The sequence below is a fragment of the Sphingomonas sp. TX0543 genome (assembly GCF_048565505.1).
Taxonomy (GTDB): Bacteria; Pseudomonadota; Alphaproteobacteria; order Sphingomonadales; family Sphingomonadaceae; genus Sphingomonas.
In genome coordinates this window covers 3055290-3082140 of the sequence record NZ_JBLZUS010000002.1, presented here as the reverse complement: position 1 = coordinate 3082140, position 26851 = coordinate 3055290, and the positions used below count along the sequence as shown (strand labels likewise).

General features: G+C 63.2%; 22 protein-coding genes. 6 read left to right on the top strand and 16 right to left on the bottom strand.

Going from position 1 to position 26851, the window contains the following annotated elements; genetic code table 11:
- Positions 1–207 precede the first annotated feature (207 nt).
- From ACM61V_RS15415 to ACM61V_RS15375, 9 genes are read right to left on the bottom strand one after another with little or no spacing between them, the layout of a single operon-like run.
- Positions 208–822, bottom strand: coding sequence for a c-type cytochrome (locus tag ACM61V_RS15415; protein ID WP_137787481.1), 615 nt, complete (start codon positions 820–822; stop codon positions 208–210).
- Positions 815–2068 (bottom strand): sulfite dehydrogenase, encoded by a 1254-nt coding sequence (soxC, locus tag ACM61V_RS15410; protein WP_212742207.1) that lies wholly within the window; start codon positions 2066–2068, stop codon positions 815–817. Before soxC ends, ACM61V_RS15415 begins: the two co-directional genes overlap by 8 nt.
- A gap of 15 nt (positions 2069–2083) precedes the next feature.
- A complete protein-coding gene (locus ACM61V_RS15405; RefSeq protein WP_419714104.1) occupies positions 2084–3010 on the bottom strand; it encodes an LLM class flavin-dependent oxidoreductase in 927 nt (308 codons plus the stop codon).
- On the bottom strand, positions 2965–3195 hold the full coding sequence (locus ACM61V_RS15400; RefSeq protein ID WP_419714103.1) for a hypothetical protein: 231 nt from the start codon (positions 3193–3195) through the stop codon (positions 2965–2967). The genes ACM61V_RS15405 and ACM61V_RS15400 overlap by 46 nt, the downstream gene beginning before the upstream one ends.
- Before the next feature lie 36 nt (positions 3196–3231).
- Entirely contained in the window at positions 3232–4158 is a 927-nt protein-coding gene (locus tag ACM61V_RS15395; protein ID WP_249341614.1) for an NADPH-dependent oxidoreductase, read from the bottom strand.
- Positions 4106–4876 carry an ABC transporter ATP-binding protein gene (locus ACM61V_RS15390; protein ID WP_137787478.1) on the bottom strand — a complete coding sequence of 257 codons (771 nt, stop codon included), beginning with the start codon at positions 4874–4876 and terminating at the stop codon, positions 4106–4108. Before ACM61V_RS15390 ends, ACM61V_RS15395 begins: the two co-directional genes overlap by 53 nt.
- A complete protein-coding gene (locus tag ACM61V_RS15385; protein ID WP_137787477.1) occupies positions 4873–5733 on the bottom strand; it encodes an ABC transporter permease in 861 nt (286 codons plus the stop codon). Before ACM61V_RS15385 ends, ACM61V_RS15390 begins: the two co-directional genes overlap by 4 nt.
- On the bottom strand, positions 5730–6773 hold the full coding sequence (locus ACM61V_RS15380) for an ABC transporter substrate-binding protein (RefSeq protein WP_249341613.1): 1044 nt from the start codon (positions 6771–6773) through the stop codon (positions 5730–5732). Before ACM61V_RS15380 ends, ACM61V_RS15385 begins: the two co-directional genes overlap by 4 nt.
- Positions 6774–6826: 53 nt before the next feature.
- The gene (locus tag ACM61V_RS15375; protein WP_419714102.1) at positions 6827–7771 is read right to left on the bottom strand and encodes an aldo/keto reductase; all 945 of its coding nucleotides are present in this window, start codon (positions 7769–7771) and stop codon (positions 6827–6829) included.
- A gap of 155 nt (positions 7772–7926) precedes the next feature.
- On the opposite strand from ACM61V_RS15375, the gene ACM61V_RS15370 reads away from it, so the two are divergent.
- Entirely contained in the window at positions 7927–10503 is a 2577-nt protein-coding gene (locus ACM61V_RS15370; RefSeq protein WP_137787474.1) for a TonB-dependent receptor, read from the top strand.
- 15 nt (positions 10504–10518) lie between these two features.
- Here the strand turns inward: ACM61V_RS15370 and ACM61V_RS15365 are convergent, their stop codons facing one another.
- From ACM61V_RS15365 to ACM61V_RS15340, 6 genes are all read right to left on the bottom strand, one after another.
- Positions 10519–10827 (bottom strand): hypothetical protein, encoded by a 309-nt coding sequence (locus ACM61V_RS15365; RefSeq protein WP_137787473.1) that lies wholly within the window; start codon positions 10825–10827, stop codon positions 10519–10521.
- On the bottom strand, positions 10811–10957 hold the full coding sequence (locus tag ACM61V_RS15360; protein WP_171007618.1) for a hypothetical protein: 147 nt from the start codon (positions 10955–10957) through the stop codon (positions 10811–10813). The genes ACM61V_RS15365 and ACM61V_RS15360 overlap by 17 nt, the downstream gene beginning before the upstream one ends.
- 254 nt (positions 10958–11211) lie before the next feature.
- Positions 11212–12552, bottom strand: coding sequence for an ABC1 kinase family protein (locus ACM61V_RS15355; protein WP_137787472.1), 1341 nt, complete (start codon positions 12550–12552; stop codon positions 11212–11214).
- 15 nt (positions 12553–12567) lie between these two features.
- Positions 12568–13062 (bottom strand): DUF427 domain-containing protein, encoded by a 495-nt coding sequence (locus ACM61V_RS15350; RefSeq protein WP_137787557.1) that lies wholly within the window; start codon positions 13060–13062, stop codon positions 12568–12570.
- Positions 13063–13309: 247 nt separating this feature from the next.
- A complete protein-coding gene (locus tag ACM61V_RS15345; protein WP_137787471.1) occupies positions 13310–16168 on the bottom strand; it encodes a PAS domain-containing protein in 2859 nt (952 codons plus the stop codon).
- A 6-nt stretch (positions 16169–16174) separates the two neighbouring features.
- Positions 16175–17656, bottom strand: a complete 1482-nt coding sequence (locus tag ACM61V_RS15340) for an ATPase domain-containing protein (protein WP_137787470.1) — start codon at positions 17654–17656, stop codon at positions 16175–16177.
- A gap of 706 nt (positions 17657–18362) precedes the next feature.
- Between ACM61V_RS15340 and ACM61V_RS15335 the strand changes: the two genes are divergently transcribed.
- The 4 genes from ACM61V_RS15335 to ACM61V_RS15320 all read left to right on the top strand — a co-directional run bounded on the left by ACM61V_RS15335 (position 18363) and on the right by ACM61V_RS15320 (position 25430).
- Positions 18363–19076 carry a hypothetical protein gene (locus ACM61V_RS15335; protein WP_137787469.1) on the top strand — a complete coding sequence of 238 codons (714 nt, stop codon included), beginning with the start codon at positions 18363–18365 and terminating at the stop codon, positions 19074–19076.
- Positions 19021–20919 carry a caspase family protein gene (locus ACM61V_RS15330; RefSeq protein ID WP_137787468.1) on the top strand — a complete coding sequence of 633 codons (1899 nt, stop codon included), beginning with the start codon at positions 19021–19023 and terminating at the stop codon, positions 20917–20919. Before ACM61V_RS15335 ends, ACM61V_RS15330 begins: the two co-directional genes overlap by 56 nt.
- A gap of 225 nt (positions 20920–21144) precedes the next feature.
- The gene (locus ACM61V_RS15325) at positions 21145–25200 is read left to right on the top strand and encodes a hypothetical protein (protein ID WP_137787467.1); all 4056 of its coding nucleotides are present in this window, start codon (positions 21145–21147) and stop codon (positions 25198–25200) included.
- A gap of 32 nt (positions 25201–25232) precedes the next feature.
- On the top strand, positions 25233–25430 hold the full coding sequence (locus tag ACM61V_RS15320; RefSeq protein WP_137787466.1) for a hypothetical protein: 198 nt from the start codon (positions 25233–25235) through the stop codon (positions 25428–25430).
- 306 nt (positions 25431–25736) lie between these two features.
- Here ACM61V_RS15320 and ACM61V_RS15315 read toward each other — a convergent pair whose 3' ends face one another.
- A complete protein-coding gene (locus tag ACM61V_RS15315; RefSeq protein ID WP_212742206.1) occupies positions 25737–26210 on the bottom strand; it encodes a hypothetical protein in 474 nt (157 codons plus the stop codon).
- Between the two features lie 41 nt (positions 26211–26251).
- Here ACM61V_RS15315 and ACM61V_RS15310 point away from each other — a divergent pair, with 41 nt between their 5' ends.
- Entirely contained in the window at positions 26252–26641 is a 390-nt protein-coding gene (locus ACM61V_RS15310) for a hypothetical protein (RefSeq protein ID WP_249341612.1), read from the top strand.
- Positions 26642–26851: the final 210 nt, after the last annotated feature.

The window sequence follows — 26851 nt, the reverse complement described above, 5'->3', positions numbered from 1 at the left end:
CGTGGCACGCGAGCGGTTCGGCGTCGGTCCGGCCCCTGCACGGGGACCATGCCTGCATCCGCCTGTCCGGTTGACCTTCGGTTTAGATCAAGCCTGATGCCCAGCTGCGGCGGGCGCTTGTCCGTTCTCAACCGATGCGGAGCATCGCGTCCAGCACCTACGAAGTCGCGTGCGACCACCAAGCGTTACCAGCGACAAAGCTAGTTTTCACGGATGTGCTGCTGCTTGGGGCACAACGCGCGAACTGGACGATGGGTGTTGCTTCCGCTCGATATTACCGTCGAAGGCCTTGTTCTCCAGGCTGACGAAACCGTCGCGGTTCGGCATACGGATCCGCGCGAGGCTTCGCGCATCCAGCCTGGCGTCGGCGGCGACGATGCCATCGATGGAAAGCAGATAGGCTACGAGGGCGTAAACCTCGCGGTCTTTCAGGGACTGTGGTGCGGTGAGGGGCATCGCGCGGCGGATATAGTCGAACAGAGTGGGCGCGTAGGGCCAGTAGCTGGCAATGGTCTTTATCGGCTTCGGGCCGGTGAGCGTATCGATTCCGCCAGTCAGCCGGTCGGCTACTCCACCACGCCCTGCCGGGCCGTGGCATGCGGCGCATTTCTGATTGAAGATTGCCCTGCCTTCAGCGACGGATCCCGTGCCGGCCGGCAGGCCAGTGCCATCCCCGGCGACGGTGATCTCCATCCGGTGGATCACCTCTTCGGAGGCCGGGCGCCCACGTTCTTGATCGCCGATGATCGACGGGAACCTGCCGAGCGAGAGCAATGCGGCGCCGGCCAGGATACCGCCGATAATGACGACCTGTTTAGGCATAGACGTTCATGACCTTGCCCGTCGGATCGACGCGCCAACTCTGCACCGCGTTGCTGTGATAACCTTGACCGCCGCCATATTTGGCGAGCCATAGATCACGCCGGGGCTGCACGGCGCCGGTTTCGTCCGTCGCGCGGCTCATCAGGGTCGCGGGATTGCCGGCCCAGCGCCACGGCATAACAAACCGCGTCAGCGCGTGCGGCAACGCTGCGCCCTCAAGTGCGGCCTCCGCCCAGCTTGCGCCACCATCGGCCGATACCTCAACCTTCCGTATCCGGCCGCGACCCGACCAAGCGAGACCGCTGATCTCGTAATAGCCCGGTCCCGGCACATCGAGCCCGAACGAAGGATGGAGAATGATCGATTTGACGCCCATCCTGAGTGAGAACATGTCGGCCTTACCGTCGGCTCGCAGATCGGTATATTTCGACGTCTCCTCCCGCGAAAAGGCAGGCCCTGCCATCAGCTTCAGGCGCCTGAGCCATTTGATCGAGGCGTTGCCCTCAATCCCGGGCAACAGCAGCCGCATTGGAAAGCCCTGCGCCGGCTCGATCGGTTGACCGTTCTGGAACAGCGCGATCATGGCGTCGTCGAGCGCAATCGACAGCGGAATGCTGCGCGTCATCCCCGCCGCATCGGCGCCCTCCGCCTGTATCCAGCGCGCGCCGGGCGCAATGCCTACCTCGTCGAGCAGCGTCGACAGCTTCACGCCGGACCATTCGGAGCACGATAATAGCCCATTGAGCTGGCCGGCGCTGGCCTGCAATGGCTCCGCCGCACCAAGTCCGCCGCTATTACCCGAGCACTCGATGAACAGGATGCGCGTTTCGCGGCGGTAGCGCAGCAAATCCTCGTAGCGAAACAGCAAGGGTTTGCGCGCCAGTCCGTGGATGAGCAGTTCGTGAGCTGCCGGATCGATTGCTGGAATGCCGTTGTGATGGCGCTCGAAGTGCAGGCCGTTCGGTGTGATCGTCCCCTTCAGCAACTGAAGCGGCGTGCGCGACGAACCGGTGCCGGCAAATGGCAGGTCCGGCACGATGCGCTGGAGCCCATCTGGCGATCGATCACGCCCATCGAACCCTGAAAGCGGTGCGCCGGGCGTGAGCATCGACAGGGGCGATCGCGTGCTGACCGCGGCATGGACGCCCGTAATCAGCCCACCGATAGCCGCCGCGCCGCCAACGAGCAGCGCGCGCCGGTGGAGCAGCCCGCCCCCGGCGACACGCTCTTCAGATTCCTCCCGCAACAGTTCGGCTTCCGGTCATACCTGCGCGGCGCGGGCCAGTTCGCGCTCCACTTGCGAAGGCGTATCGCGCAAGAGCGGCAGAAGCTGATCGCCCTGACGCCCGATTTCCGAAAGATAGGGCGTATCGGACAGAACGAAGTGGTCGATTCCGAGCGCTCGGTATTTATTGAGCGAGTTGGCAACGTCCTGTGCCGATCCGACCAGCCAGGTCGTGCCCGCGCCCCCGCCGCCGTAACGGCCGGGCGCCGTATAGAGATTGTCGTCGAGCACTTCGCCGCGCGAGTGAAGGTCGAGCAATCGCTGCTGACCGACTGCTTTGGATCGGCGATGCTCGTCCACCTGGCCATGCTTGGCGGCCATTTCGTCGACCTTGGCTTCAGCGTCGTTCCAGGCTTGCTCGGTTGTGTCGCGCACCAGCGTCGTAATGCGCAGCCCAAACTGGAGTGGCGGAAGGTCTCGATCCAGGTCGCGGCTCAGCGACTTCAGCCGCGCGATGCGTTCGGCGACGCCATCCAGTGGTTCGCCCCAGAACAGCTGTACATCAGCCTCGGTCGCCGCGACGCGCTCGGCCGCTTCGGACGCGCCACCAAAATAGAGCCGGGGGTGAAGGCGATCACCGCGCGGGGTGATGCGCGGCGCCACGGTCGAGTTGGTAACGCTGAAATGCTCGCTGTCGAACGTCACATCCGTTTCGGTCCACAACCGGCGCACCAGACGCATGAAATCCTTGGTGCGGCCATAGCGATGCGCCTGATCGCCTTCACTGTCGCCATAAGCCGCCAGATTGTCCTGGCCCGAGACGATGTTGATTCGCACGCGGCCTTCGCTCAACTGATCGAGCGTGGCGGCAGCGGAGGCGAAGTTCGCCGGGCGCCAATATCCCGGCCGGATCGCGATCAGCGGTTCAAAGGTTCTGGTTCGCGCGGTGATCGCGGTCGCCACGGTGAAGTGTCGGGGCGGCCCCAGCTGGTGCCAAGCAGCGCGCCCTTCCAGCCATGCTCCTCGAGCGCCACGGCATGGCGCGTCAACGTGTCGAGGCTGCTCGGATCGCCGTCGATGACGTCGCCGCGATGGCCGCCCTCGATCTGGTTGGGGATATACCACAGGAACTCGGTTGGGTTCGACATGGGATTACTCCGTCACTTGCGTATGGGTGGTAATGGCTATTCGAGGCGGAAGCCGAGACGGTGGAGGACGTCGCGCAGCACATGCCGTCCGGCGAGCGAATCGATCCCGCGCACGCGCTGGCTGGCCTGCTGGGACCAGTCGCGCTCGGGCATGTGCTGCTCGCGCTGGAAACTTCGCAGCCGCGCATCGTAGCCAACCGGCAGGCGGGGGCCGCCTTCGAGCGAGCCATAGCGCTCGCGAAACAGCACGGCTTTCTGCGGCAGACGCGGCTTTACCGACGCGCGCGCTGCGGGATCGGGATAGCCAATCGTCAGACCGAACAGCGCGAACGACCGCGGTGGCAGGCCAAGCTCGGCGGCGACCTCAGCGGGGTGATTGCGGATACCGCCGATGTAGCAGCCGCCAAGGCCGATCGACTCCAGCGCGACGACGGCATTTTGTGCGGCGAGCGAAGTGTCGACCGCAGCGAGCAGGAAGCTTTCAAGGAAGTGCAGACCATCAGTGGGCGTTCCCAGTTCCTCGCCGATCTGGCTCAGGCGGTGATGATCGACGATCCAAGCCAAAAGCAGCGGCGCCTCGATGATCTGCTTCTGATTTCCGGCCAGCGCGGCGAGCCGTGCCTTGCGCTCCGGATCCTCGACCGCGACAACGCTCCACGGCTGGAGATTGGATGAGGTGGCAGCCGACTGTGCCGCCGCCGTCAGTAGCTCTATCGTGCCGGACGGCACAGGATCGGGCAGAAAAGCTCGCACCGATCGGTGGGCAAATATGGTGTCGAGCGTCTCGTTCCAGCCGTGCGGAAGGTCGAGTGGCTCGCGGTAGCGATCGTAGAGGCGCTGGCCGAGGCGCGCGTCCATATCGTCCGAAGGATGCGCGTCGGCTCCCGGCCGGCTTAACATCTTGGTCACGTCACCCATTTTGTCCTCCGAGAAATCGAGCGGTGTCGCCGTCGTCCTGACCATCGGCGGGTTCATTCCCGACACCGAGCAATCGGTGGAGCAGATCGCGCAATTCTGTAGTCCGACGATGCCGCGCGATCGCGTTTTCGGGCAGGTCTATGGCCAGATCGGCGGCGATCCGGCCGTTCTCGAGCACCAGTACACGGTCGGCGAGCAGGATCGCCTCATCGATGTCATGCGTCACCAGCAATACGGCCGGCGCGTGCACCGTGATCAGCCGGCGCAGCAACGTGTGCATTTGGATGCGGGTAAGCGCATCGAGCGCGCCAAAGGGTTCGTCGGCCAGCAGGAGTTTAGGCTCACGCACCAAAGCGCGGGCCAGTGCGACGCGCTGCTGCTCGCCGCCCGAGAGTTCGTGCGGCCATGCGCGTTCTCTTCCGGCCAGGCCGACCTCGGCCAGCGCTTCAATGCCGCGGTCACGCCGGCCGGATATCCCCAGCAGCACGTTGTCGAGTATGCGCATCCACGGCAGCAAGCGCGCGTCCTGGAAAATCACGGCGCTACGCCCGGGCAGCCGGATCTCTCCGGTGCCAGCCGCTTCGTGATCGATTTCAGCCAGTGCGCGTAGCAGGGTGCTCTTGCCCGAACCGCTTCGACCGAGCAGCGCGACGAACTCGCCCTGCGCGATGTCGAGATCGATCCCGTCGAGCACACCCTTCAGCGTGAAGGTGCGGACGAGCGCGCGCACCTGCACTGCGGGAAAATCGACATCGGCGGTCATCGGCCGAGCGTCCTGCGCCAGCCTAGCAGGCGTCGCTCCAGCTGCCGCACCAGCGCGTCCGATCCGAAGCCGAGCAATGCATATACGACCAGGCCGACCAGCATCACATCGGTCTGCGCGTAATTGCGTGCGAGCGTGACCATATAGCCAATGCCGCTCGTCGCATTGAGCTGCTCGACCACGACCAGCGCCAGCCATGACGAGGTAACGCTGAATCGCAGTCCGGTCAGAAACCCGGGCAGTGCGCCGGGAACGACGATATAACGCAGGAATTGCCAGCGGCTCAGCCGCAGGGTTTCGGCCAATTCGACATGACGGATGTCGATTGCGCGCAGCGCATTGTGCGTGTTGATATAGACTGGAAAGAAGACGGCAGTCGCGATCAGCGTGATCTTCATCGTCTCGCCGATGCCGAGCCACAGGATCATAAACGGGATCAGGGCGAGGATCGGCACGCCGCGCTTGATCTGCACCAATCCGTCGATAACGTAGCCTCCAAGCAGCGACAGGCCGGAGATCAGGGCCAGCGTCACGCCGACTGCCACGCCAAAAGCCAGGCCGGTCATCGCGCGCCAGGCGGAGATCGACAGATTTTCCTGCAGTCGGCCGTCGCGGATCAGGTCGATTGCAGTGGTGACTGCGGCCCATGGCGGCGGAAGAATACGTGGATCGAGCCAGCCGGTCGCGGACAGGACCGACCAGTAGAGCAGAAGTAGACCCGGCCCCAGCAACACGCCGAAGCGCGCTGGCGTACCGGGGCTGAGGCGCTGCTTGGGCGCGGCAAGGCGATGCCGCGGGCGGAGCGGCGTCGCCGCCTCGGAGAACGGTCCGTGCAACCCTTCGGGATAGGCGTTCATGAGCGATGTCCTTCAGCCGAGGCGGCCGCATCTCCGGCAATGGTTTCGAAGCGGCGATCGAACAGGGTCGCGGCGTCGAGCCGCGGGTGCTTGGTTTCGGGGCCAAGCGTATCGATCGCGGATTGCTCGTAAGCGATCGCGCCGGCCCAGTTGCGCGGTACGGAAACGTTGGCGATATAGCCGGCAAGAACGCGCGCGTCGGCGATCGGCAAGCCACGCTTCCCGGCATAATAGCCGCGCGCCAGCTCTTCTGGGTGTGCGTTGATCCACGCCTGACCCAGCCCCCAATAATGGGCAAAGATGCGAAGCGCCGCCGCCTTGCCGGGATCGGCGAGCGCGGCTTCCGGGACATAGATAGTGCCGCCGTCATCGCGGAACGGTGGGTGCTTGATCACGCGCGCACCGCGCGCGCCATAGTCGCGGACGTAGCGCTGAGCGACGAGATCGGCGCGGATCGGCGCGGCATCCACCGCGCCCGATACCAAAGCGTTGGTGTAAACATCGCCGCCGATGCTTGATGGCAATTCGACGAGCGTCACCTGATCGCGCGGTATGCCTACGGCCTTCAGGGTCTCAATGACGATCTGGGCCTGAACCTGGCTGGGACTGAAGGCGATGCGCTTACCACGCAGATCCGCAAGTGTGCGGATCTTCGCCTCCGGCGCGATACCCAGCACATAGGCTTGGCGGCTGTCGCGGTCGGCATATTCACGGAAGGCGATGATCCGTACCGGTATGCCCGTCCACACGGCGTGGATTGGCGGCACGCTGGCCCCGAAGCCGACATCCAACACGCCTGCATGAAAAGCTTCGGTAACGTCCGGACCGCCGGTGATCTCGGCCCATTCAATGCGGAACGGGAGTTTCCTGTCCCATCCATTATGTTCGAAAACCCACCGCGTCACCGGATCGCCGACCCGCAGCACGACGCCCGGCGGAACTTGCTCGGGTAGCGCAGCGGTCAGCGGCAGGCCGGCCTTGGCCTCGCCGGTGTGACGCACTGGCGCAAACGCGACAAGTGCGGCGATCGACCCGGCCACGACGGTGGCCAGCGTTGCGGAACCCCTGGGCCAGCGAGACGCGGGCGTCGGCATCAGGCGAGGGCAGGCTCTGCCGGCACAGATTTCATCTGTTCGGCCGGATACCGGTCGCCGACGGTGGCGCCGCGCGGGAATGCGGCCTCCAACTCTTCGATCGTGCCTTCGTCGAGGCGGATATCACCTGCCGCCCAATTGTCCTCCAGGTGGGCGATGTGGCGGGTGCCCGGGATCGGCACAACGCCTTTCGACAACACCCAGGCGAGGCTGACGTGCGCAGGGGTCACGCGGAGCCGCTCCGCGACATCCTCGATGGTTCGGCGTCGCAGGCTGTTCGCCGCGACTGCGTTTTCGGTGAAGCGTGGGTGGATGTTGCGGCGGTCGTTCGCTTCCACCGGCCCGGCACCTGCAAGGAACCCGCGACCGAGCGGGCTATAGGCGACGAAGCCGATGCCGAGCTCGCGCGTCGTCGGCAGGATCTCGACCTCGACGTCGCGCGTCCACAGCGAATATTCGCTCTGCAAGGCGGTCAGCGAGGCGACGGCATGGGCGGCGCGTAATTGTGCGGCGCTGGCCTCGGAAACGCCGATACCGCCGATCTTGCCCTCGTCTCGCAGGCGGGCGAGTTGGTCGACTGATTCCTCGATCGGCGTGTCGGGGTCGACGCGGTGGAGATAATAAAGGTCGATGTGGTCGACATTAAGCCGCTTGAGGCTGGCCTCTACGGCTTCGCGCGCCGTCACGTGCTTACCGTCGCGCAGATGTGTAAATTTGCTGGCTATGACCAGACCGTCGCGACGACCTGCAATCGCGCGCCCGAGCAACTCCTCGTTATGCCCATTGCCATAGCCGGTCGCGGTATCGAAGAAGGTTATGCCTAGGTCGATCGCGCGATGCAGCGTGCGGATCGAGTCCGCCTCGTTCGCCTGCCCATAGACGTGCGACAAACCCATAGCGCCAAACCCTTGCGCGCTGACGCCCAGTTTTCCGATGGTTGCCACGTCCGTTTCTCCTTCCCCCCGATGTTGGATCGGTCCTGGAATTGCCGCGATGCAGAAAAACTAAACTCGCGCTCACATTTGCTACTTATCCGATAGGAATAATCTTGATTAGTAAGTCATACTGAATTGATGGGAATTACGTAAGGGGGATTTCGATGGTCCGTTCGCTGTTTGAGCGCGTACTTCTGGCAACCGTATCCACGCTCGCGCTGCCAGCCGCCGCCTGGGCGCAGGAGGGGCCAAGCGCCGAAGCGAGACCGGCGGATGATGGAGACCATCAGCGCGAAGTGCTCGTCACGGCGCGGCGGCGCGCGGAGAACATCAAAGACGTACCGATTTCATTGCAGGCCATCAGTGGCGAGACACTTGAGCGCAAAGGTACGATCGATCTGCAGAGCCTGATCGATCAGACGCCCGGGCTGAATTCGACCGGCGGGAACCCGCGCAACTTCTCGGTGACGATCCGCGGCATAGGCTATGCGCCGACCGCGGCCGATGGGCTGGACAACGCGATCGGCGTCTATTTCGACGGCGTCTACCAAGCCCGTCCTGGGCAGGTGCTCCAGGATCTGGTTGATGTACAGAGCTTTGAGGTCCTGCGTGGCCCGCAAGGCACCTTGTTCGGTCGCAACGCCGCCGCCGGCGCGCTGAATATTACTTTCAACAAGCCCAGCTTCACGCCCAGCCAGACTTTCGAAGTGTCCTATGGCCGCTACAATTTTGCGCAGGCCAAGGCGATTCTGACCGGCCCGCTTAGCGACAACATCGCTTATCGCACCGTGGCGTATGGCACGCGCGCCGATGGCTGGATCGCCACACCGTTTCGGCCTGCCTTCGCCAGCGCGGCCGCACAGAAAGGCATCTTCGCGCCGACGGCGACGACCGACGACAAGACTGCAGGAACGGGACGCTGGGGCATCCGTCAGCAGTTCCTGATCGAGGCCGGCAAACTCAAGGTGAATATCTCCGGCGATCTGAACGTGGAGGATGACAGCTCATCGGGCTTCAGCTCGGGCGGCGGGATCAGCGAGATCTTTGGCCCCGGTAATTGGGGGATAAACACCACGGCGGCACAACAGGCGCGCGTCACGGTGGCGCGAAATGCGCTGAGCCAGTTGGCTAATTTCGGTGGTGTGCAGAACTGGAATCTGGCGGTCGATCCGCGCGTCAACATCACGAACAATTATAATCACATGCATACCACAAACGCCGGGGTGGCGATCACGGCCGACTATGACTTGAGCTGGGCGACGCTGACCTCGATCACGGCATGGCGGCGCTGGTCGTTCGATCCGCCGCAGGACAGCGATAGCTCGCCGGTCGACATCTATAACAATATGGCGATCAGCAAGAGCAACCAGTTCAGTCAGGAAATTCGGCTGACGTCGAAGCGCAAAGGGCCGATCGAGTGGCAGGCCGGCGCGTTCCTTTATTATTCAAAACTCGACGATCACTATGTGATCCACCAGTTCGGCGCCGACGTAATTCCCTGGTACAACGCCTATAACACCCTGGCAGGGACCGCGAACTTCGTACCCATTCCGCTTTCGTTCCGATCACAGCTGACCGGCAAGCAGATCATTGAAGATACGCGTGTGGAGAATCGCAACATTGCGGCATACGGTCAGGCGACCTGGCATATCACCGAGGCTTTGGATCTGACCGGTGGGCTGCGTTACACCTACGATCGCAAGAACGGCAGCAGCCCGGTGGATACCAGCCAGCTGCCGACATCACTCCCGGTCGGCATCACCAATGCACAGCTCAACGCATTCTACAATGCGATCGACGCCGTGCAGCGAAACGCTGGTGTTTCATATACGCTGCCGGGCTATCCTACGGCGGTCGCCGCAACCGGCTATCCGCTCAACATCCGGACGTCGAACGACAATCTGTCGTACACGGCCAGCCTGTCCTATAAGCTTACGCCCGATGTCACTACTTATATCGCCTACGCCACCGGCTTTCAGGCCGGCGGGCTCGATCTCAACAATCGCTCGCTCAATCCGACCGCGCCGCCCGTACAGCCAACCACGACCAGCAATATCGAAGCGGGAGTGAAGGCATCGCTGCTCGATCATCGTCTGACGCTCTCACTGGCCGCCTATCAGGAAAAGCTCGAGGGATTTCAGACGTCGATTTCATTCACGCTCCCCAACGGCACGCCACAACGCGGCGCTACCAATGTGGGCGATATTCGCGCGCGCGGCGTCGAATGGAGCGTCGCCGCCAATTTCGGCGCTGGCCTCCGGCTGACGTTCGATGGAAACTACAACGACGCCATCTATACTCGGGCTCCGTCGCTGCCCGCGCCAGCAGAACTTAGTTATAACGGCATCGCCAATATCGACGCCAAGGGGCAGCGTGCACCCTATTCGCCCAAATGGGCGCTGTCGGTTACGCCGTCCTGGGATGCCAGAATCGGCTCGAGAACGACATTCTACAGCTACGCGCAATATTCCTACACAAGCTCATATGGCACCGGCGTCACACAGTCGATTTACACCCAAGTGCCGAATCAGTTTAATCTCAATCTGCGTGCGGGTTTGCGGCTGGATGACGACAAATATGACATCTCGCTATTCGCAAACAACGCCACCAACGAGCGCAACATCATTTCGCAGGCGTTGTTGGCTGCACCTTCAGGCGCCGGCGTGACCGCGTACCTCGGGCGGACGATCAACTATAACCAGCCGGCTCGCTATGGCATCACCTTCAGGGCCAAACTCTAGAGAACCGGCTTGGGCTCAAGTCCGCCGAATGCCCGTCCATAACGTGATCGGCGGAGTAGCCCAGCGGCGTTGGCTGAATCGGACGCGGCGGCGGATGAGCATCAGTAAATCAAACGCGTTGGCGCTGGCGAAATCGTCGGCGCCAATCGACCGGTGATTCAGCAACAGGTTCGGGCCGTCCGCTTCCTGCCCGAACTCACGGATCGATCTCGCGACCAAGCGTTGTTTGACATCGCCACCGGTGCAGATCCCAAGCGCTGCGGTTTGTGAAAGCGGCGAGCAGACGCTCGGTTCTGGCTGCGCACGGTCAGTTTTTTCGGTCAAGCACCATCCCGAGGGTGCCATCGATCCAGGTATCCTTGTCGGCAATGATAGCCTGGATGGGAAGGGCGGCAGTTTGGACGGCAAGTCCGGGGAGTTTCTTCACCGCAGTGGCGATTGCGAGAAACTCCACCAGGTTGCCGCGATCCGTGGTGGCGAGGGAGGTGCGCTCGAGCGATTATCACTTATCGCGCGCGATCGCCGCGTTCCGCCATGACAAGAGTATGATCCAAACGGGGCACCCGCGATGCCGTCTGGCTCATCGAGGCGGAGCGTTCCCGATGCTTTCTTGAATCAGCGCCGCTTTGCTGAAATCATGAAATGCTTCCTCTAAATCGGCTATCTATCTTGGGAGCTGAAGCCCGGGGCATGGAAGCGCCAGTCGATTTAAACTGCCTGTCGCGGCGGTCGCAAAGCGTCGAACACCATTTCCCGAACATCCACGCGCGCCCTGAGCCTGGCACAAAGCAGCGCCGTTCCGCTGATCTTTCGCTGCACGAAGAGCGTGTCGATGGGTGGGAGGTGCCATGTGGCGCGATCGGCTGCTATCTCCATGCCCTGCTCGCGCAGCACGCCGATGAAAGCGCGATCGCCAAAGTCGAAGGGCCCCTCGCGATTAAGCTCGGAAAGTATGATGTCGACCATCCTGTCAACCAGGGCAGCATGTCGCGAGACCGCGTCGATACCAAGAAATCCAGCCGCGACGGCGGCGTCTCGCACAGCCGCGCGATCCCCTGACAACCCGGCACCAAGCAGCGCGCGATAGCCATCCCGCGTGGCCGCGCTCACTTCTCGTGTGGCACCGAAATCCAGCAGGATGAGCCGGCCGCTCGCGGCTTCGTAACGATAGTTGGCGAAGTTTGGATCAGTTTGCATCAGCCCGAACTCGAACAGCTCGCGTAACACCAGGGCGATTAGTGAACGCGCGGCGGCGTCACGGATCGTCTGCTCCTCACTGACGAGCGATTCGATCGAAACACCCTGGGCAAACGTCATTGCCAGCACATCGCTGTTGGTGAACGCGCGATCGACTGCCGGCACGAGATAGCCAGGGCTGTCTGCAAGCAGTGCGCCGAAGCGATCGAGCTGGTTAGCCTCACGCAAATAGTCCGCCTCCTCATGCAGCTGGCGCTTGGCCTCTGCAAGCAGGGGGCCGATGTCGAGCGTCTTGGGCAGCACGCCGGAAAGGCGAAGCAGCGTCGCAACATTGTCGACGTCGGCGTCGATGCTCGCCCGAACGCCCGGATACTGGACCTTGATCGCGAGGTCGCGCCGATCAGGCGTCACGGCCCGATGCACTTGCCCGATCGAGGCTGCGGCGATCGGCGTCGCGTCGAACCTGGAAAAGCGCCGCCGCCAGTCTTTGCCCCATTCCCTGGCTAACACCTGCTGCAACTGCGCCGGGGGCATGTGATGCGCGCGGTCGCGTAGTCGCGCCATGATCTGCGTGAGCTCGGCGGGCAGAAAATCGCCCGCGTCCATTGAGATCATCTGACCCAGTTTCATCGCGGCGCCGCGCAGGTGCGACAACTGCTCCGCGACCCGACCGACATTCGCCGGAGTCAGCAGCAAGTCGCTCATCCTGGGCCGCTGACCGCCGGCCAGCCGCCTCGCACTCTCCGCAAGCACTCCTCCGGCGACACCGCCGGCGATCTTGCCGAACGCGCCAAGGCGGGAGAGCCGCCCGCTCGGCACCGGACGACCGCGTCGATCACGTTCTCCCGTCATGCGAACGTCCTTCGATTACCAAAGCCGGCTGCCAGCAACGCCCTTGAAAGGGCCGGTGACCTTGCTGGTGATCCAGCCACCGTAGAAGCCGCCTGCCTGTGGCACGACCGTTTCACCATCGACGGAACAGCGGTCGAACGGCCCTGCATAGAAAGCGACGTGATCCCTGAGAATTTGAAATTGCGGGGTCGGGCGGTGATAGCTCCAGCCGATCCGCGAGAGAACCTCACTGCCTACGATCACGTCCCAATAGGTCGCGGTTCCCTTCCACTCGCAGAATGACGAACCTTCGGCTTGCAGCAATATTCCTGGGAGTATGTCAGTGCGCGGGATGTAGTAGCTGGGCGGGTGGCTCGTCTCCAAGGTGCGGATGGCTGCTCGCGTATCAGCGATCACCAGACCCGCATGTTCGATCATGATGTGCGCCGCGGTTGGTTCGGCGATAGCAGGTCGTGGGAACGACCAGACGCTTTCCTGACCGGGCATGATGGGGTCCGGGACGGGCCTCATGGGTTTCCGCGCAGTCGGCAGTTCATGACGGTATAACGCCGCAGCGCGTTTATCGAGCCATGCGGGCAAAATCATCGCCCGTCGGCTTCGAGCCTCCAGAGCAGGCATTCAAGCTGACGGCGTGACCTCCCCAAAAGCTGTCATCCAAGGGCTTATCGACGACGTCCCCGGACCGCCGACCCGGCTATCCCGGTCTTGACGGTCGGAGCGCATCAGGCGCCGTCGGGCCATTGAAGCGGAGCGGGGTTCACTCGGTAATGATATCGCGGATGCGGCCCGCGAGTGCATCCATCGCGAATGGTTTGGTCAGGAGGTGCATGCCGGGTTCGAGTTGGCCATTGCCGATCACCGCATTCTCGGCGTAGCCGGTGATGAACAGCACCTTCAAGTCGGGGCGTTCGACCCGCGCGGCGTCGGCGAGTTGGCGGCCGTTCATCCCCTTGGGCAATCCGACATCGGTTACGAGCAATTGTATGCCCGGCAGTGACCGCAATAGCGTCAGCCCGGCGGGGCCGTCGCCAGCCTCGATCGCGTTATACCCCAGTTCGGCCAGCGTATCGAGGATCAGCGCGCGGATCGCGGGTTCGTCGTCGACGACCAATACGGTCTCACCGACCAAGGACGGTGGCGGCGGCGCATGGTCGGGCGATTCCGGCTCCGCTTGGTCGGGCGAATGCACACGCGGGAAATAAAGGCACATCGTCGTGCCTTGTCCCACTTCGGAATAAATCCTCACCTGGCCGCCTGACTGCCGCACGAAACCGTAGATCATCGAAAGACCAAGTCCGGTGCCTTCGCCAAGCGGCTTGGTGGTGAAGAACGGGTCGAACGCGCGTTCGATAGTCTCCGCCGACATCCCGATGCCGGTGTCGGTGACGCAGAGCGAGACATATTGACCGGGCGGCAAGTCGCGCTCGCGCGCGCCGGAGAAATCGAGCCATTTGTTTGCGGTCTCGATCGTGATCCGCCCGCCGTCGGGCATTGCGTCCCGCGCGTTGATGCACAGGTTGAGCAGCGCATTCTCAAGCTGATTGGCATCAACCAACGTGGTCCACAATCCGCCCGCGCCGACCATCTCGATCTCGACCTGCGGACCGACCGAACGCCGCAGGAATTCCTCTAGATTGGCGATCAGGCGATTGATGTCGGCCGGCCGCGGATCGAGCGTCTGGCGGCGTGAGAAGGCGAGCAGGCGGTGCGTCAACGCCGCGGCGCGCTTGGCCGCGGTGCGCGCCATTTCGACATATTTTCCAATTTCTCCCGACCGCCCCTGCTTGATGCGCATCTCGATCAGTTCCAGACCGCCCGAAATGCCGGTCAGCAGGTTGTTGAAATCATGCGCCAGCCCGCCGGTCAGCTGGCCGACCGCCTCCATCTTCTGCGCCTGCCGGAGTTGCTCCTGCGCTGCCTCTAGCTGGAGTTGCGCCTCCTTCTCTAAGGTGACGTGACGGCCACTGGCGTAGACCCGATCACCTTCGGCTGACGCGACCCAAGACACCCACCGATGTGAGCCGTCCTTGTGCAAAACCCTGTTCTCATACTGACGCAGCACGTCGGCCTTCGCGAGCTCATGCGCAGCGTCACTTGATGCCTGGTCATCAGGATGACTGAGCGCGGCATAGTTGCGGCCGACAACTTCATCGGGCTGCCAGCCGAGCACCGTGGTCCAGGCCGGATTGACCGATAGGAAGGTGCCGTCGGAAGCGACCACGGCGAGCAAATCCTGCGAGTTCTGCCAGGTTCGGTCTCGCTCGCGCGTCCGTTCTTCGACTTGGTGCTCCAGCGACGCCGCCAGCTTGGCCAGCGCGGTCTCGGCATTGCGCCGCTCGATTGCCGCCTGTGTCCGGTCGGCAACGTCGCGCACGAACGCCAAGTCGTTGGCAGTCCATTGCCGCACGCTCTTGTTGTTGAGATAGAGCAACGCGACGAAGTCGCCATGATCCACTACTGGCATGTTGACGAACGCAAGGGCATGGATCGCCTCGAGCCCATCGGCGCCCGCTGCCGTGCGCGGATCGAGACGGGCGTCGGCAATCGCGACCACTTCGCCACGTTTCAGGTTTTCGATGTATGAGCCGTAGTCTCGAAAATGCAGCACCCCGGCGATTGTGGTTGTCCCCGGGCTGTTCCAGTCGCGGTCGATCGTGATTGTCTCGTCGATTCGATCGATAAGGCCGTAGCCCGCGCGGTTCACGCCCAATGTCGTGCCAATGATCTGCGCGGCGAGATACGACATGTCGGCAGGGTCAGTCATCTGGCGCAAACCGTCGCTGAGCGCGATCAAGCCGGCCTGATGGTTCTGCGTACGGCGCCGCGCCGTGATGTCCTGCGATACGCCTACAATCCGGATGGGCCGATCGCGGGCATCGGTTTCGACCTTGCCGTTGACCTGAACCCAGTGAAGCGACCCGTCCGGCCACAGGCAGCGATACTCGATGTCATAGTCGCCGCCGGTCGATATCGACCGTTCGACGGCCTCGCGCATCCGGTCGCTGTCGTCGGGATGGACCGACGCGCGCAGTTCGTCATAAGTGAAGGGTTCGTCGGGCGTGCGCCCATAATGCGCCTTGCAATCGTCCGATGCGAATATCGTGTTGGTCTTCAGCTCCATCGTCCACGCAGCGAGCCCACCCGCCGACAGCGCTACGCGCAGCCGATCCTGCCCGGCGCGAATATCCTCGAGTCGGGTACGCGCCTCATATTGCCGCAACCGAGCGCGCCGCGCTGCGCGGGCCAGGCTGATGAGCGTCGTTGGATGAAACGGGCGTTCGAGGAAAGTGACGTTGCCCAGCGTCTCGAGCAGCCGCACCGCGCCGGGATTACGCTCCAGCCCGCCGCCGCGCGCGGTGAGCAAGATAAACGGAAAATCTGACCACTCGGCCTGTTCGGCGATGAACGCGGCCAGATCGCGCAGGTCGGCGCCGCGCAGCGTTTCCTCAGTGACGATCGCAAACCCCGCTCCGTCGCGCAGCGCTTTCACGAAGGACGGAATGTCGGGGACGGTCGCCGCCTCCATCCTGGCCTCGTGCAGTATCGACTTCGCCACCGCGGCGTCGCGGCCATGTGGCGCCAGGATCAGCGCGCCCTCTGCGATAGTTCGGTTCAAGCGCCGTTACGCTTTTTTCGTGTCGAGCAGCCCGGCATTGTCCTCGCCGACCAGTGTGGGCACCCCGCGCAGCACGCCCTGGAACCCGGTAAGCGGTTCGCCCAAAGTGATCCCGTTGCCACCGATCATAAACTCCCGGATCGTGTCCTCGTGCGATCCCGTCCGCTTCTTAACGATCGAAATCGCGCGACGGACCCGTCCAAGCGCTTCGAAATAGCGCAGCAGGACGACGGTGTCGGCAAGGTAGGTGACGTCGACCGGCGACTTCATGTCGCCGACCAGCCCGTGCTGTGCCACGGTCAGGAAGGTCGTTGCTCCCTGGCGGTTCAGATATTGCAGCAATTCGTGCATGTGCAGGATCAGCGCCTGTTCCTCGGGCATGGCTGCCTGATAGCCGTTGAGACTGTCGATCACGACGGTGCGCGCGCCGTGCTTTTCGACGCCGACGCGTACCCGCTCGGAAAATTCGCCGGGGGTCAATTCGGCGGCATCGATCTGCTCGATGACCAGCTTCTTGCTGTCGACCATGTGCTGCAGGTCGATTCCCAGCGCCTTGGACCGTTCGAACAGCAGGCCAAGCTCCTCGTCGAAGATAAACATCGCCGCGCTCTCGCCCCGCGCCGTCGCCGCTTGCACGAAGCTAAGCGTCAGCAGCGATTTGCCGGTTCCCGCAGGGCCGAGGATCAGATTGCTCGCGCCGCGTTCGAATCCGCCGCCGAGCAACTGGTTGAGCGGCGCATTGTCGATCGACACGGTTTCGCGCGTGAAACGGCCGTGATGCTCCGCCGAAACCAGGCGCGGGAACACCCGCACGCCGCCGGTGTCGATCACGAAGTCGTGATAACCACCGCGATATTTGCGTCCGCGATATTTGAGCACCCGCATCCGCCGGCGCTCGGCGCCGTAATTGGGCGACAATTCCTCCAGCCTGATCACCGCGTGGGCGACGCTGTGCACAGTCTTGTCCATCACATCGGCGGTCAGGTCGTCGAGCATCATTACGGTCGCGTCATTGTGCGAGAAATAGTGCTTGAGCGCGAGGATCTGACGGCGATAACGCAGCGAACTCTGCGCGAGCAGCCTGATTTCGGACAGGCTGTCGAGTACCACACGCGCGGGCTTCAGCCGCTCGAACACTTCGAAGATGCGCTTGGTCGTTTCACCGAGTTCGAGGTCGGACGAATAAAGCAAGCTCTGCTGCTGTTCGTCGTTGAGCAGGCTTTCGGGCGGGACCAATTCGAACACTTCGAAGCCTTTGGGAAAGGTCCAGCCATGCGACGTTGCGCCGTCCCGCAACTCCTCTTCGGTTTCAGACAGAGTAATGTAGAGCACGGTTTCGCCCGCCGCCGCGCCAGCCATCAGGAATTGGGTGGCGATTGTGGTCTTCCCCGTGCCAGGGCTGCCTTCGACGAGAAATAATCGGCCGTTCGCCAATCCACCCGCCAGTATTTCATCCAGCCCAACTACGCCGGTTGCGCAATTCCCCATCGTCGCTCCGCAAATTGCCGATCCCAAGAGTAACAGGAATACGTCCGATGCAACTTAACGTGGATCAATGCGCGGGTGTCGATTTGATCCGCTACAGACAGTCAGCATCTTGACGTCACTGCCGCGCAGCCGAAACGGGCGAAGTGATGGTCAGCCGGCTCGAACGATCCCGCGAGAGCATGAGTTGGTCGTCGCTGGGCTTGTAGAGGATCTTCCTGTCAACGCGCCATCCCGAGACCTGAAAGTCCGCGCAGATCTTCCTCCGCAACGCTAGGCGCAGTGATTTATCGACACTGTGGTGGTGATGCCCGATACACGATCGCCGAGCGTCTCAAGCCATTGGATACAGCCGCTGCCGGCGATCACGATCAGCAGAAGCCCAGGGTGCCTTCGCTTGACCGGGAGTGGTGCCCCACAAAGGCCAAAGATGGGCACTCAAATCATTGGAGAATTTCCGTTCGGCTCGTTTGAATTGGCTCTCATGAAGTCGGGCCGGGCTGATAACAGCCTTTCTGATGGATTACGGCCCGGCTGCTTTGGAGCGCCAAATCAACGTAAGCGGCCTTTCGTTCAGGCTCGGTTGGTCGGCAGCACTGCGCCATAATTGCAGACGTCGAGCGCGCGATCTGTGAATTTTGGAAGCGGACGCAACGCGGTCGACGGATAATGATTATTGGCCAATCCGCGACCCATGCTAAAGTGTTGTATGGCCAATGCCAACGAACAGCCGGAGGTGTATCCAGACGATGCGGATCCCCGCATCCGGTGCTTCGAACGCCCCGTGGACGATGAAGCTTTTGACAGATCGTTCACCGCGTTAATGGGTCGGCTCCAAGAAAAAACGCGCCAGACGTTCGTCAGCGAGCACAACGTGCTGCGAATGAACCATGGAAGTAATTGGGTCCATTCGGCACGCGATCCGGAACCCGATACGACGATGCATTCCATCTCGGCAGAATGGACGATACCGTTCAAGGACATTGCCGATAACGATCTCAGTCTGATCGGTCGAACAATCTTCCCCATCAGCGAGGAGATGGACAGGCAGTTCGCGCAAAACATGTATGGTGTAGTGGGGGCGGCAGCGCAGAGGGTCGGCAACGTCGTCGATGGGAAGACCGCCGGATCGTTCGCTCAGTCGATGCTGGAGATGTTCCGCAAGCTCGAACTTGGGGTTGATCGCGATGGTAACGTCAGCATGCCCCAAATGCACGTCGGCCCCGAACTCTACGCCCGTCTTAGCGAGGAAATGAGCAAGGTGCCCCCCGAGCTCAGCGCCGAGATCGAGCGCGTGAAGGCAGAGAAAATCAAGGACGCGCTGGACCGCGAAGCCGAGCGCAAGGGAAAGTTCAAGCGGGCTGCGGATGAGTGGACGTGCCCTGCTGGCGATCGGGTGCAACGCCTACGACCATCTCGATAGCCTCACCTGCGCGGAGGCGGATGCCGACGCCCTCTTCAAACTTCTGATCGAACCGGGCATCGGCGACTACGATGCGGCGCGGTCGCGCCTGCTCCTGTCGCCGACGCTTCAAGACGTTCGCGGCGCGTTCGCAACCATGCTTTTCGAAGGCGAGGCGCTGGATACGCTGACCATCACCTTCGCGGGCCATGGCGCGGCAAGCAGCGGCAGCTTCTACATGGCATTGCGGGATACGCGAGTGAATGGCCTTTCCGCCACCGCGCTGTCGCTCGCCGACCTGTTCCGGATGATCGCGGAAGCCGCTCCGAAACAGACGTATCTGGTGATCGACGCATGCCAATCCGGCGGTCTCATCTCGGATCTTAACGTGATCCTCAAATCGGAGGTTATGGGCGAGTTCGGCACACCCGGCGTCACCCTGCTGGCAACCGCGGCATCCAACGAGACCGCGGCTGAGACCGGCGGCCACGGTATCGGCACTGCGGCGTTGCTTGATTGCATCCGGGGCGACGTGTTCCTGCAGGATGGCAACCCCGCACTTGACCTCGTCGAGATCGGCCGCGCGGTGTCGGAACGCGTCGGGGCCACCGGCGCACAGACGCCGGTGGTCTGGGGTCTCAACCTCTACGGCCCGTCCAGCTTCTGCAAAAATCCGCATGCCGGCACGGGAGACGCCCCTTTGCGCAGCGTGTTGGCCGGGTGGCCGGACGCCGACACGGCCGCCGCGATCCGCGCGGGGTTGCCGCGATTTTGGGAACCCTATGTTTCGGTCCCGACGCGGTGGGATCCGCGCCAGTTCCTCGATCGGGTCGCGCCGATGATGGATGCTCTCAAGGACGAACCGGCCGTTCTGCTCAACCTCATCCAACGCGTATCGGAGACCTTCGCCGCGCGCGCTCGGGCATCGCAGGATCGGTTCCGCGAGATCGAGGTCAGGGCGGCGTGCGCCGTAGCACTTCTGCCGTTCTGCGACGAGCACGCGGTCATTCGGAGTCTCTCCGCCCAGTGCATCGAGATAGCCGAACTGGTCGAACTAGCCATCGGCGACGTCGTCGATGCCGTGGACGCCTATCGATACGCGCTCGTCACCGGCGGCCTTGGCGATCTCTACCAATTGCCGATCCGCCTGTCGAAACTGATCGGGTGGGCGGGATTCACGGTTCACACGCATCGCGTCATGGGTCGGGATACGGATCCGGCCGCAGACAGTCTCGCTTCGCTCTTCGATCGCATCTTCGACACCTATTCGCTCTCGCTCGTGGCGATGAGTGATTGCCAGGCACCCTACGTCATGTCGGCGATGACGGCGTGCGCGGCGGCGGGGATGACCGATGCCGCCGAACGGATTCTGGGACACATGTTCGCATCGACGGTCGCCTGCGCAGGACGGGTCGCGCGGTGCGATCTCGATGGCTCGAAGACACTGGCCTATCTGGTCGCGCGGGGAAACCAGCCGAAGCAGCTGACCGCCGAGATGGCCGCGCAACCGACCGAACTGGTCCTCGCGTTGCTGCGCCTCTCCAGCCTGTTCGACCTGGCCGAAGAGTTCGACGCCTCACTCAGTGATCTCGACCACCTCGCGCTGAACGCCTACCTCGCTGACGACTACCGGCAGTTCGGCCAGGATCACATCATTGGCGGCACGAACGCAGTGTTCGTGATCGGCCATGACTTCTGGACGATCGCGGGGCTGGAGGCGGCGTGGCCGAGCCTTCCGGCTCCCGATCAACCGGCGGTAGCGATGACGGCCCTGCTGGCAAGCCTGCTGCTCCCCGACAGATCGCCCTGGTTCCTTCTGTCAGCGCCGTCGCGGATCGAGGTTCAGACCCGCCAAGCTATCTGAACTGCGGCCCGCCGCCGATCGTCCCGATGAAGGCGATGTAGCACCGCACAAGGGTGGCCGAGTTGACGGTGGACCATCGTGCTCAGGCACTGCAGTATGTCGGAATGAAGATCGATCGACCGCAGAACGTAGTAACGACTCACGCGTGCGCGCACGCCGTCGTGACTGTCGCGGCGCGGCTGGTCGCGGCGGAATGAATTCCCGTCGCTCGTCGTGGGCGGCGTGATGGCACTCGCGCCGAACGACACCGTCCCGCTGGATCGCCGCTTCGAGCGAGCGACTACCTCCGACTCCGCCGAATACTGGGCGGAGGCGCTGGCGGACAAGCCGCGGAATTGGGAATGGCTGCGTGAGCGCTCTCGCGTCGTGGCGCTTCTGGCCCAGGCGGGGTCGGGCAAGACCGTCGAGTTCATGCGGCAGGTGGACCAAGTCCGCAGCGCGAACCGGGACGCATTCTTCTTCCGGGTCGAACGGCTCTGCTCGGGGCCTTTTGAGGGCGCGCACGAAACGCCCGACTGCAGGGCCCGCTTCGAGGAATGGGTGAAGGCCAACCGTCCGGCGGAATTTTTCCTCGACGCCGTCGATGAGGCGAAGCTTCCACAGGCGCGGACAGCCCGCCCACTGCGGGATGCGCTCCGTGCGCTGAGCTTCGCGCTCGGACCGCACTTCGGTCGGATCTCGATCTTCGTGTCGTGCCGGAGTTCCGAATGGTTCGACGACGTCGAGCAGAAGGCTTTGGACGAATTGGCCGCCGCGATGAGCGCGGCGCGGACCGATCCCGATCCGATCTCCGTGTTCAACGCCACCTTCGCGCCGCTGGACGGCACTCGCGTACGCCTGCTGGCGCAAGACCGCGGGGGCGATGACGCCATCGCCTTGCTTAGAGAAAGCGAGGCGATCGCCGACATCGTGACGCCCCTCGACGCGATCCTCTATCTCGACACCTATCTCGAGTTCGAAGGCACGCCCGACCTCGCGGCGCGGTTCTCGTCACGCGGCGGGCTGCTCGACACCTCGGTCCGCCGCCGCCTGACCGAGCAGGGCGGAGAGACGCGTCGGTCGCAGCTGGACCTCAGCACGGGTCTCAGGGCAGCCCGATTTCTCGCCTTTGCCACGATCGTCGCGCAGACGATGGATATTGCCGTGGGGGCGGCGAGGAAGGACTGCGTCGATCCCCAGGAACTGCTGGCGGGCGGACACGCTGCCCTGTCGCCGGACGGCATCCGTCAGCTGCTGGCCTGTCCATTGTTCGTCCCGGCCGGGCAGACAAGGGTCCGCTTCTATCGTCGCGAAGCCCGGGACCTGCTGGCCGCGCAGTGGCTGCGCGACCGCATCGACGAGGGCGCGTCGGCGCTGTCGATCACGGATCGCTTCATCAAGAGCGCCTTCGGCGAACCGCGAGTGCCGATCGTCTACGGCAGCATGCTCGCCTGGCTCGCCTCCTATGATCCGACCACGCTCCGCAGGATGATCAAGGCGGCGCCGCATTGGATCATCGAGGGCGGCGATCCGAGAAGCCTAGCGCTGGAGGACCGGGTGGCGGCGCTGGAGCAGCACTTCCGACTGGGTCCGGGACGCTTCCACGGCGAGTTCATGTTCGAGGTCGGCGAGTTGCGCCGGTTCGCGCGACCCGAAGTCGAAGACGCCATCGTCGAGCATCTCGCAGTTCCGCCCGTTGGCGACCTGTTCGACCATCTCATGCAGATGGCCGAGGCGGGCCGCTACGCGTCCGCGGCACCGAAGTTGGTGTCAATGCTCTGTGACTTCTCGCGCAGTTCGGGCGATCGGATGTTCGCGATGCGGGCACTGCTCGCCTGCGGCGGGAGCGACGACCTTGGCACGGTGGCCAAGCACTTCATCTCCACCGGCGGTCCCACCGTCTCGGGCGAGGAGGCATTCGGCAGGAGCCGCAACGATCACTTCCTGCTCGATCTGGTCACCTCCGCCTATCCGAACGCGATCGGCGTCGCCGACGCGCTAACGCTACTGAGCCAGATCCATGGCAAGGATTACAGCCACGAAGCGAAGTCGGTCGCCCGCTGGCTGGCCACAAGCGCGCCATCGGCCGACCTCGCGGACTGGCTGGTCGGCCTGGACCGGCTCTGCTTCGATGCACCCGATCCGGACTATAGTCCATTTGGGCACGCCATGCCGAAGATGCACCGTCGGGCGACTGTCCTGCTGCGCGGGCTGCTCGAGATCACCGCCCGGTATCTCGCGGAGACTTCCCAGTTCGACATCGAACGCGATCTGCTCATCTACGATCGCGTCCGCCACGCGAACAACCTGGGTGCGTCGTTCTCGATGTCGCGCCGCGGTTCGCCCGTTCCTGCGGCGTTGACCTCGAACGCCGAATTTCGCCACGCGCTCTTTGAACGGCTGGCGACCAACGAGAGGCATAAGCATACCGCCTTCGCCTATATCGAGCACATCGACTGGTCGGTCTACCGCGCGGGCGCGGATCGGGCTGACCTGCGATGGTTCCTGGAACGCTATGGTCAGAGCGACCGGGAGGAACGACGCGACTACGCCCAGTCTGCCGTCTTCGTCGCCGATCGCTTCACCAAGGCGGACCGGATCAAGGCACGGCTGACCATCGCGTGGGTGGCGACGAAAGATGGCAAGCGCGACTGGTCCGTCGTCAGGCAGGTGACGACCGACCCGCTGCTAGCGCCGTGGCGCCGATACCGCGCACGCCGATCCTGGAGGAGATACGATCCGGACGCAGGGGCCCGCGCATTCTTTAACCGGATGTCGGCCGCGATCCGCCTTCGCCTGGACATATGGCGCAGCTGGGCATCGCTGCGCCGAGGCACCGCTTCCACATTGCTCACCAGCCTCGTTCTGGGCGAGCGCTACGATCCGCCTTTGGAAGCCGATCTCGTCAAACGCTTCGGCGAGCGCCTGGGCGCGGTGCTGATCGACGGTGCGCGCGCATACGCGCGCACCTATCGGCCCGTCGATCGCGGGCGGCGAGTCCTCGGAACCGACATCCTCGCGCAGGCCGGCTTCAAGTACGCATGGAAAGCGGATCGGTCGATGCCTGGCGTCGACCCCACCGCGGCGATGCGGGCGGCGCTTCTATTCGCGACCGACTGGCCGGACTGGGCAACCGGGTTGGCGCTCGCAAACCTGGGGGCGTGGAAGGAGCTGGTCACGCCGCTTCTGGCCGACGAGATCGCCTCGGCAACCAACAGCGAAGCGGGATCATACAGCCGGTTCCTCTCCATCGTCTCTCACCTGGACGAGGAGATCAGGACGCCTCTATCCGCACCGCTGTTCGCCGCCATCGCGTCATTGCGCGTGATAGATGGCATCGACATCGAGCGGATCGTCGGGATCCTGCGTGCCGACCCTAAGATCGAGGAGCTGCTCCCCGCCTTCGCGGCGCGGCACGCGCGCGAGGCATGGCATGAGGGCTCGGTCAGACGCGCACTGAACTGGCTACCCTTCTGGGCAGAGAAGGACGAAGGTGCTCTCCGCTCGCTGCTCGGCTGGATGACGCTCGATGCGTCGATCGTCGCCGACGGGCTCGGCATCTACTTCCGGCTGTTCGACAAGGAGTCCAAGGCCGCGCCCGCGTCGCTCGACATCCGCTACCGCTTCGCCGACCTAGCCTACTCCCATGTCGCACCCAGCGACGACCCTAAGATGAAGGAAGGGCCGCATTCGGTGGGCGAGCGCGACAATCTCCAGCACCTGCGCAGCAGCATCGGAGAACTGCTGAGCGCCGACTTCGATACTGCTGAGCGCGATGCACTGGAGCGACTGCTCGAAGCGCATGTCGTCCCGGTATCGTCCGAATGGGCCGATCGCTGGCGCCACCGCTATGGTCAGCAGGCGGTAAAGCCGCGCCCCTGGTCGCACGCCACGATAATCGGAATGGGTAGCGATCTCGCCGAAGCCCCCGCGTCCGGCGATGAACTCCTCGCGCGGGTCAGCGCGATGGTCGCGGACTTGGAGGAGGAACTCGCGACCGCGGAGTTCGATCGCCGGGGTCTCTTCCCGATCACCATCCTAGAATCGGACTTCCGGGCCTGGCTGGGCCATGCGCTGGACAGCCGGCGGCGGCCCTGGTTCTCGATCGTGCAGGAAGCCGAGACGTCCAGCGCGACCCGAACCGACCTCCGCATCGAACTGCGCGGCACCGGCGACGCAATCGTCGTGATCGAGATTAAGCTGTTGCACGGCTGGAAATATGAGGAGCTGCTCGACAAGTGCCGTTCGCAGCTGGTGGACCAGTATCTCCTCACGCCGCGCGTCAGGCACGGCATTATCTGATCGTCGATCTCGGGCAGAAGGCGAAGGGGGCAATGCCGGACGGCTCCACGCCGACCTGCGAGGACATCGCCACGATGCTCAACGCGACGTCTGCCGACATCGCGGCAAAGACCGGAGCGATCGTGAAGGCGCAGACCTTCCGGATCGCGCCCAGCAAACGCAATCGTCGTCGGGACCAGTCTCAGGCCACGTCACCTAAGCAAGGCCCCATTGCCAAGCACGCAAGCTGAGCTAACGCCCCAAGTCGATTGGCCGGTAGAGAGCCTGAGTATCAGCTTTTGGTTTTTGCGGCTTCGGGCTATTGGCTGAACATAGGCGTGCTTTCCTAGAATCGACAGCCGAAGCCCGCCTGACGACAAGCGGCGCACTCGGCAGCTCGTCACCTGAACGAGCGACCGCCTTCGGGCAGCGTCTAACCGGCGGCGAACGCCCGACATTGGGTCTCAGTTGCCAAGGTAGCCACCGGCCCATTGTCGCGGGACGCCGGCGCCAAGGAAAACAGCTGCCGCACTCCAATCGTCCGGAGAGACACGCGGTTACCCGCGCAGCTTGGCTGCCCATTCGACTTCCTTCCCAACCTTGGCGACGGCAGCGTCATCATGATTCACGGCAAAGCCGCTGCTGAAGCTGTAGATCGATCCGCTGCCATATCGCGACGGGACGGTGATCTTAACACTGCGACGGACGAATGACCCGCCCAGATGCTCGATCACCTGCCTTATTAGTCGGCCAGTGTATTTCTTCATCTCATCGGTGAACGCAGTATCACCTAGCAGGGCGGCAAGAAACGGCTCCAAGGCGACGACAGGTGGGCGAGACGGCGCAGCAAGGACAGCGCCAATGAGGAGCGCGGTCCCGGTCCGGGAAACGATGAAGTCATGGATCGTCTGCCCTGTCGCGGACGCGAATACCGCGGCGTGCGACCTCGGATAGAAGAACAGCATCGCCATATTGGGGTCTCTCCGCTGCGCCGTTTGATCCAGCGCGAACGGCCTGTCGCCTGATCGCATTTTCCCTCCGTTCTCATGGGATCGGTAGATCGCGACGCCAATTGCAGCAAGACGGCATATACGCCGTCTTGGAAGCCATTGGTCTGGCAAAGACGATGCGGCTACCTGATGCGGCCGCCAACAACGGAGGCTCGGAAATGGCTCACAACACGCAGTTCGCCCTGATCGACAAGGAGGGCAAGGATCGCTTCCCGGCAATCATCAAGGGGACGTATCAGATCGGCAAGGAACGGAGGCGCCTGCCCAACGACATCGAGACTTTCGCGCGCGCGATCCTGCTGGAGGGAGAGGATGGCCGTTTCGTTCGAGCAGACGGCACCAAGCCAGGTGTCTTAAGGTTCATCAGCAAGCGTGACCTTGAAGCGGTCGCGTATCGACTGGATCCGCAGATCGCCAGCAGGCTAGGCGTCCCGGCGTTTGGAACTCGATAACAAATACCGCACCGTCGGTGGGCGTCACCTTTCCGCTCATCGATGGGGAATGGGGCCGTGTCGTATGCGCACGGCCACCATTTTGTTTGGCGTATATGAGCGCCAAACGACATCCTTCTCCGCCATCCCTTGGCGTGCCGACCGCTTATCGCACTACTCCGAAGCGATTGGTCCGGCACATGAACGAATGACCGAAGCTGGGAAGTCCGA

What these genes read in the sequence shown, in the direction of transcription:
- ACM61V_RS15315 (WP_212742206.1), bottom strand. Translation starts at nt 26,210, where the DNA reads ATGCGATCAGGCGACAGGCCGTTCGCGCTGGATCAAACGGCGCAGCGG.
- ACM61V_RS15395 (WP_249341614.1), bottom strand. Translation starts at nt 4,158, where the DNA reads ATGGTCAGGACGACGGCGACACCGCTCGATTTCTCGGAGGACAAAATG.
- ACM61V_RS15335 (WP_137787469.1), top strand. Translation starts at nt 18,363, where the DNA reads ATGGCCAATGCCAACGAACAGCCGGAGGTGTATCCAGACGATGCGGAT.
- ACM61V_RS15390 (WP_137787478.1), bottom strand. Translation starts at nt 4,876, where the DNA reads ATGACCGCCGATGTCGATTTTCCCGCAGTGCAGGTGCGCGCGCTCGTC.
- ACM61V_RS15340 (WP_137787470.1), bottom strand. Translation starts at nt 17,656, where the DNA reads ATGGGGAATTGCGCAACCGGCGTAGTTGGGCTGGATGAAATACTGGCG.
- ACM61V_RS15415 (WP_137787481.1), bottom strand. Translation starts at nt 822, where the DNA reads ATGCCTAAACAGGTCGTCATTATCGGCGGTATCCTGGCCGGCGCCGCA.
- ACM61V_RS15330 (WP_137787468.1), top strand. Translation starts at nt 19,021, where the DNA reads ATGAGTGGACGTGCCCTGCTGGCGATCGGGTGCAACGCCTACGACCAT.
- ACM61V_RS15355 (WP_137787472.1), bottom strand. Translation starts at nt 12,552, where the DNA reads ATGACGGGAGAACGTGATCGACGCGGTCGTCCGGTGCCGAGCGGGCGG.
- ACM61V_RS15350 (WP_137787557.1), bottom strand. Translation starts at nt 13,062, where the DNA reads ATGAGGCCCGTCCCGGACCCCATCATGCCCGGTCAGGAAAGCGTCTGG.
- ACM61V_RS15385 (WP_137787477.1), bottom strand. Translation starts at nt 5,733, where the DNA reads ATGAACGCCTATCCCGAAGGGTTGCACGGACCGTTCTCCGAGGCGGCG.
- ACM61V_RS15325 (WP_137787467.1), top strand. Translation starts at nt 21,145, where the DNA reads ATGGCACTCGCGCCGAACGACACCGTCCCGCTGGATCGCCGCTTCGAG.
- ACM61V_RS15370 (WP_137787474.1), top strand. Translation starts at nt 7,927, where the DNA reads ATGGTCCGTTCGCTGTTTGAGCGCGTACTTCTGGCAACCGTATCCACG.
- ACM61V_RS15400 (WP_419714103.1), bottom strand. Translation starts at nt 3,195, where the DNA reads ATGTCGAACCCAACCGAGTTCCTGTGGTATATCCCCAACCAGATCGAG.
- ACM61V_RS15320 (WP_137787466.1), top strand. Translation starts at nt 25,233, where the DNA reads ATGCCGGACGGCTCCACGCCGACCTGCGAGGACATCGCCACGATGCTC.